The 6,907-nt window shown below is 67.7% G+C and carries 6 protein-coding genes; 1 reads left to right on the top strand and 5 read right to left on the bottom strand.

The annotated features are described in order from the left end of the window. A partial coding sequence (locus ABT288_RS34125) for a helicase associated domain-containing protein (protein ID WP_351616211.1) occupies positions 1 to 795 on the top strand: 795 nt, incomplete at its 5' end. A 32-nt stretch (positions 796 to 827) separates the two neighbouring features. Here ABT288_RS34125 and ABT288_RS34120 read toward each other — a convergent pair. The 5 genes from ABT288_RS34120 to ABT288_RS34095 form a co-directional block, all read right to left on the bottom strand. Beyond that, positions 828 to 1,388 (bottom strand): hypothetical protein, encoded by a 561-nt coding sequence (locus ABT288_RS34120; RefSeq protein WP_351616208.1) that lies wholly within the window; start codon positions 1,386 to 1,388, stop codon positions 828 to 830. Next, positions 1,385 to 3,682, bottom strand: a complete 2,298-nt coding sequence (locus ABT288_RS34115) for a tyrosine-type recombinase/integrase (RefSeq protein ID WP_351616206.1) — start codon at positions 3,680 to 3,682, stop codon at positions 1,385 to 1,387. The genes ABT288_RS34120 and ABT288_RS34115 overlap by 4 nt, the downstream gene beginning before the upstream one ends. A 194-nt stretch (positions 3,683 to 3,876) precedes the next feature. Beyond that, on the bottom strand, positions 3,877 to 4,470 hold the full coding sequence (locus ABT288_RS34110) for a tyrosine-type recombinase/integrase (RefSeq protein WP_351616203.1): 594 nt from the start codon (positions 4,468 to 4,470) through the stop codon (positions 3,877 to 3,879). A 9-nt stretch (positions 4,471 to 4,479) separates the two neighbouring features. Beyond that, the gene (locus ABT288_RS34105; RefSeq protein WP_351616200.1) at positions 4,480 to 5,037 is read right to left on the bottom strand and encodes a site-specific integrase; all 558 of its coding nucleotides are present in this window, start codon (positions 5,035 to 5,037) and stop codon (positions 4,480 to 4,482) included. A 468-nt stretch (positions 5,038 to 5,505) separates the two neighbouring features. Next, the gene (locus tag ABT288_RS34095; RefSeq protein ID WP_351616197.1) at positions 5,506 to 6,900 is read right to left on the bottom strand and encodes a serine/threonine-protein kinase; all 1,395 of its coding nucleotides are present in this window, start codon (positions 6,898 to 6,900) and stop codon (positions 5,506 to 5,508) included. Positions 6,901 to 6,907 lie beyond the last annotated feature (7 nt).

Raw genomic sequence — 6,907 nt, 5'->3', positions numbered from 1 at the left:
TCGCCTTTCCCCGCCGCTATCTACCCGAGGAAAGCATGGACACGATCTACAAAGATCAGATCGACCTCGCTACACCACCACAGGGGACATGACCAGGGCCTCGCAGCGGCGCGCGGATGGGCAGCCGAGGCAGGCCACCTCCTGGCCCCGCTGGACGCCACCTACCAGGGCTACCGGGTAGGCATCTGGCTGAAGAACCAGCGGGCCGCCGCCCGCAAGGCCGCCGAGATCGAGCAGCGCCGTGCCGAGGGACTGCCCGTGGAGTCGGCGGCCGGCGCCTTGTCGGAGGAACGGCGCGAACAGCTCGAGGATATCGACCCGTCGTGGTGCCCGGCCTGGCCCGTGGAATGGCAACGCTGCTTCCATCTGGTCCGGCTGCACCTGGAGACCGGCGGCGAACTGCCCATGTCGCCGGGCGAGGTCGTGCACCAGGGCGAAGACCTCGGACGGTGGGTACGCTCGGTCCGCCTCGGCTGGGACAAGCTCACAGGCGTCCAGCAGTGGATGTGCGAACACATCCTCGGAATCCAGCCCGCCACCGAGGACGAGAAACCACAGCCGCGCCGCAGCCAAGCCGACAAATGGGCCCTCAACCTCGTCGCCGCCAAGCAGTTCTACGAACGCGAAGGACACCTGCGGGTACCGCGCAAGCACATCGAACGGATCGTCGGCGAGGACCAGGAGCAGCACGAGCTCCGTCTCGGGGCATGGATCAACAACCAACGCTCACGAGCGGCGACGCTTTCCCCCGAACGCGTGGAACAGCTCTCCGCCATCGGCATGCGCTGGGCATGATTCAGTTCCCGTGCTGGCGATGCCGTGTTCGCTCACCGAAGGTTATCGTCACGGATCATCCTTCGGAGGCTGGTGCGGGCGGCGGTCAGGTCTTCCTCGAGGGCGGTGATGCGGGCGCGGCATGTGGCGTTCTCTGAGGAGGCCTCCTGTAGCTGGCGGGTGAGGTCCTGATTCAAGGTGGTCAGTTCATCTGCTCTGGTCGCTGCGTCAGGGGCGTGGATGGCATCGAGCTGGTGGCCGAGTTGGTGGCGCAGGGCTGTCTGGAGCCGGTCGCGTTCGTCGCGGAGGTCTTTGATTTCTTTCCGGGCGGTTTCGAGTTCGGTGCGCAGGCTGAGTGCGGAGGGCGGGCTTGCCGTAGCAGATGGTGGGGTGCTGTGGGCCTGGCGTAGTTGGGCTGCCTCGATGTGCTCCCGTACGCCGGGGGCATAGGTGAGCCAGGTGGAGACTCGGGCGGCGCGGGCGACTGCGGCGAAGGTGAGCGGCTTTCCCTGTTTCTCGAGTGTGGCGAGAACCGTGAGGACACGGGCTCGTTTGTCGAGGCTGTGACGGCGTCTGGCTTCGGCGAGGGGAGCGGGGTTGCCGCGGGGATTCATCGGTGGTCTTTCGGCCGGGCGGTGGTGAGGGGCAGGAGCGTGTGGTTGTCGCCTGCTCGTGCCTTTCGCAGCACAGTGCTGGCCTCTTCGATCTGGGCGCGTTCGGAAGCGGGGAGGGATGCCAGGTGTTTGTGCATGCGGTCGATGACGTGCTGGTAGGCAGTGATCTGTGCGGTGAGCGCCGTGGTGACGAACTCGGCTGCGCCCATGGCGAGTGCGGTTTCGCGGTCTGCTCGTAGTTCGTTGATGTGGTGCTCGATGGCAGGCAGGTAGGAGGGGTCGGGGCGGTAGAAGCCGCAGCCGGCGCACTGGAAGCGGATGGGGCACGCCTGGCCGCCGGCTTTCACGTTCGACGGCTCCGTGCAGCCGCCATAGGGAACGGCGACGGAGCGCATCTCGTAGGCAGTGCTCGAGCTGGGGCTGAGGTGACCGTGTTGGTCGAGGACATGTGCGCTGAGTTTGGCCACAGCTTCGCTCTTCCGCTTGAGGGAGACGGTGTAGTAGCGCTGCGTCATGGCGATGGATTTGTGGTCCATCAGTTCGCGCAGCACGTCGACGGGGGTACCGGCGTCCGCGTGGCGCTGGGCGTAGGAGTGGCGGAAGGCGTAGGGGTAGATCAGAGACCGGTCGAAGAGCAGGCGTTGTCCCCTCGAGTCCGTTCCCTCCGCGTGGAGCTGGGGCAGGGCGTCTGCCCAGAGCCTGAGGGCGTCGCTGAGGTAGTTGCTGGAGATGTAGGGGGCATCACTCAGTGGGGTGAGGGACGGAAAGAGGTACCGGTCTCCTTTGGCAGGAAGATGCAGTTGGTCGCGGCAGGCTTGCCAGGCTCGGATGGCGTCGGCAGTGGAGGTTGTGATCGGCAGACGTCGGCGGTGGCGTTTCCTCTTGTGGTTGTCCCAGATCAGGGTGGGCTGGCTGTTGTGGGTTTCCAGGCAGTCACGGGTCAGGGAGACGACCTCGAGCGGGCGGCGCCCGGTGTCGCGCAGGACGATGTACATCGTGCGGTACAGCAGCTGCCGGGCGTCTGGGGCGATGTCGCGGCAGCCGTAGGTGTTTCCTGTGCCCAGGGAGTCAAGGTGGGCATCCAGTTGCCGGATGACGGACTCGGGAATGGCCTTACCGATGAAGTCCTCATTCGGTTCCTCCACGGAGATGACGTGCTCGACGGGCACGCGGGTGAAGGTGCCGGCCAGGTCATCGAGGGTGCCGCAGCGGCGGCCGTAGGCGATGAGCTGGAAGAACATCCCCAACAGGCTGCGCCGGAAGGAGGAGGAGTAGGGGGTTCCGTCTCGTTTGCGTGCGGCACGGAAAGCGTCGACGGCCGAAGTGGCATCGACGAACGTCAGGGCGGCGGGATCGTCGCCGGCGTCGGCGCGCTGGGCGAGAGTCGTGGAGGCGATGGTCGTCGCGTGGAAAGTACGCTTGAAGTCTTCCGTGGTGGGGCGGGCGCTGGTCACCCAATGACGCAGCGCCTGGCGCAACCAGGGCTGACGGACTGTGCGGAGATCGACGCGGCCGGGCAGATGCCGGCGCTTGCCGGAGGCGCTGTGGCGCAGCCCGAGGACGCGCAGATCGATGACGTCCTGGTCGATGAGGGTGATCCCGGAGAACTCGCTGTATCCGGCGCGGGCGGCGGACTGCAGGTTCTCCAATGTACGGACGGCAGCCTGGTGCGGCTTGGTGAGCCGGGCCGCGTTGGTGGCATCCAGAAGGGTCTCGGCAGTGGTGAGATGGTTGATCACGCCGCGGATCCAGTGAGGTTCCAGGGCACGTACCCACTGGTCCATCTGTTGCACGGCGTAAAGCACTTCCCAGCGCAGCAACTCGGGCAACGGGGCGAGGTGGAACTGGTGCGCCAGCAGATAGAGCGGCTGCCCCGGCGCCCACTGGGCAACAGACAGGGGAGCGGTACTGGAGCGGCAGTCTGCCCTCCAGGCGCGCCAGTGATAGTTGCACAGCCCCCGGGAATTCATGGATGCGCCGGCGCAGTCGGTGACCATGCAGACAGGCACGTCAATGAAGGGAGTAGCGCGCTCACGGAGCCAGCGTTCGAACGTGCCTCTTGCCGTGTGGTACCTGCGGGAGTTGTGGTGGGCAGCGCACAGGCCTCCCGACACCTGGGGCCGTACGCAGCGCGCGCCGTTCCGGGTGAGCGTGCACGGCCCGACGACCGTCAATGGCAGGGATCTGGAACGGGCGGGGGTGAAAGTGGCGGCGAACTCTTCCCGCGGCAAGCCGCTCTTTCTGCGCTGGTCCGAGCAGTAGGTACAGAACGTCTCCTGAGCGCGCACGATCATCTCGCAGCGGCGGGTGCGGCACTGGGAGGACGAGGTGCGCGAGTTGCCGAGGTCTCCGGTGAACAGCCACCTGGCGCTGTCCCACTCCCCCGGCCGCCACGCGGGATCGATGTGGGCACGCAGCCACATCTCCCACGACTTCTTCGTGGCCCTCGTCGGTGCGGCAAGTCCGACCGCAGGCGCCGTAGCCGTGCTCACTGGTTCTCCCGCCATGCCTGGGCCCGGTCGACAGCCGCCCGGGTCTCGGACTCATCGACGTGGCGGTAGCGGTCCATGGAGAGCGGCGAAGCGTGACCCAGCAGCTTTTGCACCACGTCCCGGTCCACTCCCTCACGCAGCCAGTGGGTGGCCGCAGCATGGCGCAGCATGTGCGGCCGCGCCGGATGCCCGGCACGGCGGGCCAGACGGTCGAAGACGCTCTTGGCGTTCGGATAGGTCATGGCCCGGCCCAGCGGCGGGCGGAAAAGGTTCACGAACACCATGCCTGTCTCGGCCGCAGCGGCCACCGGCGTCCGTTCGTACTGGTAGTCGGTGTAGAGGGAGACGATGTCGGGGGTGACGGGGAGGTAGCGGGGGTGTCTGGACTTGGCCAGGGCCCGGTTCGGGTTGTCGGTGCGGCGCCGCACATGAAGGTGCGGGCCCTGTACAGGGCAGCCCAGGGAGCGTGAAGAGGCCAGGAAATGCAGATCTTCCTGGCGCAGGCCCAGGGCCTCCCCGATCCGCAGGCCGGTCGCAGCGAGCAGCGCAATGAGGAAACGGTCCCGCGCTCTGGGCGTATCCGCGATCATGTGGCGGATCTACTCCGGGGACAGATCCTCGCATCCGGGTTCGCTGACCTGGAAACGAAAAGCCGACACCTGGACCTGGCGCCACTGGCCGCGCTCGCCGGCCTCGTAACCAGCCGGCAGGTACCGCAGGAACTTCGGCTCCGACAACAGGCCGGCCGTCTGGGCAGGAACCCAGCCGTGGAGTGCGCCGAAGCGCAGGAAGTCCGCCACCGCCGTCATCACCGCGTTCGCCGTACCCTGCGAACGGTAGCGGGGCGCAGCCGTGGTCGGGGAGCGACGGCTGCGGGCCGGCAGCGGCGTGGTGACCAGCCACTGCTGCAACCCGGACAGAGCCATGAAACTCGGACGCGACCACTCGATACCGCGCCCTGCGCAGTAGTTCAGATAAAGGGCGAGACGGCCTGCGTAGACCCGCTCCGTGTTCGGCGAGCGGCCCTTGCTACGCAACCCGGCCAGAAACGCACACGCCTCGGCATGCAGGTCGTAGGTGCGTGCATCGGCCACCACCCACCGCTCCACACCAGTCGACGCAGAGATCGAACGCTCAGCCACATAGCTCTGCTCCACCCACCAAACACAACCAAGCCCCGTCAGCCACCGAGGCGCGGACCGTCAGACGGCCATACGACCAGGTGACATCCCTGTCAAACACGTCACACGTGCCTGTGCGCTATGGATAATCTCCGCGAACGCAACGGCCTCCTCCACCCGCTGGTGGACGTCATGACCGTACGCAGGTTCCACCGGGCGGCGTGCTCCAGGAGCGCCGTCTGGGAGCAGAGCGAGGCGCCAGCCTCGCAGCGCCTCCTCGGACAGCCCGAGCGCGGGTGGAGGGGGCGCGGATCTCCAGGACGCCGATCTCCCTAGCCCGGCGAGGATGCCCCGCCAATTGCCTCGCTCGGCCAGCCGCGGCCCGGATGTCCCGTCCGGATTGTCGGCTATGCTCGCGGTCTCCAGCTCGCGTTCATCCTTGCTCTTGGCCAGGTCCCGCGGCGCGGGCTTCGTCTCCTCTCCTGGGTAGCGGCGCCCACGCGGTCATTCGCCTGGCCGCAGCTGTCGCCGCAGCCGGTTCAACGCTGCGCGTACACGATCGGTCTCCGGCGACTCCGCCCCCACTGTGCGGAGCAGGTCGGGGTAGAGGGCGACCAGCACATGGAAGGCGTCCGACAGCCGGCCGGCCGAGTGCAGCAGCAACCCGTGGCGGCGACGGGTGGTGAGAAGGAACGGATCGGTCGGCGAGAGGGTCCCTCCCGGCGCCTTCAGCACGGCTTCGAACGCTTCCAGTGCCTGCGCCACCTCGCCCAACTTCATCAGGCAGTAGGCGATCTGTCCACGGAGCTTCAGGCCCTCCACGCCGTTCTCCGCCCCCTGGGCGGCGAGCTCGGCCACGCGCTTCTGGTACAGCGCCAGTGCCCGCCCGTACTCCTCATCCTCGAACAGCGCGTCCGCCTCCCGGAGATCGTCAGCGTCCAGGACAGGGATCCCGCCACCCGCGGAGGACGCAATGAACCACGCGCGACCGGGATGTACGAGGGGGCTGAGCCCTTGCGGCCACCCTTCCGCACCCCCCGCGTCCACCGACCGGTGCCTCTGCTGCGGAAGGAACGGGACGAGTCGCTCGAAGACCTCCTGAGCGGACGCGGGCCGGTCCTCCGGGCGTTTGGCAAGCAGGTCCCGTACCAGGCGGTCCAGCTCGCGCCCGGCCTCCGGGCGCCGCTCCCACAACGGAACCGGAGGCTCGTACACATGGTGGTAGAGGAGGCTCGGCACGTTGTCCTGCGTGAACGGCGGCTGGCCAGTGAGGAGTTCGTACAGAACGCAGCCCAGCGCGTAGAGATCGCTGCGCGGTGTGACCTCGCCTGCCAGGGCCTGTTCGGGGGACATGTATCGGGGTGTGCCGACGGGACGGCCTGCCGGGGTCAGGGTGGTGTGGTCGCCGTCGAGCAGCGCGGCGATGCCGAAATCCAGCACCATCGCGAAACCGTCGTCCGTGACCATGATGTTGGCGGGCTTCAGATCGCGGTGGACAAGTGGCACGCTCCCGGTGTGGGCAAGCACCGAGCACAGGTGGACCCCCAGGCAAGCCGCCCACGAGACAGGCAGGCGGCCGAAGGTACCGCAGATGTCCTTGAGCGAGGAGCCGTACAGCCGCTGCATGACGATGTAGAGGCGCTCACCGCCCGCGGGATCGGGGACGATGTCGTAGACCTGCGGGACGCCCGGGTGGGCCAGCCGAGCCATGGTCTGGGCCTCGCGGCGGAAACGGGCGATCCTGGCTCCGGCCTCGGAGCGGGTCAAGCCCTCTCGCGGCTGGATGAGCTTGATGGCGACGTGTCGGCCCAGTTCTGGGTCGCGTCCCGCCCAGACCTGCCCCATCCCGCCCCTGCCGATGAGCTCTCCGAGTTCGTAGCGCCCCACGTGACGGAGCACGCCCGGC

It is taken from the genome of Streptomyces sp. NPDC001093, from assembly GCF_040298985.1.
Classification (GTDB): domain Bacteria; phylum Actinomycetota; class Actinomycetes; order Streptomycetales; family Streptomycetaceae; genus Streptomyces.
The sequence above is the reverse complement of the archived record's forward strand: the minus strand, read 5'-3'. Positions and strand labels throughout refer to the sequence as shown.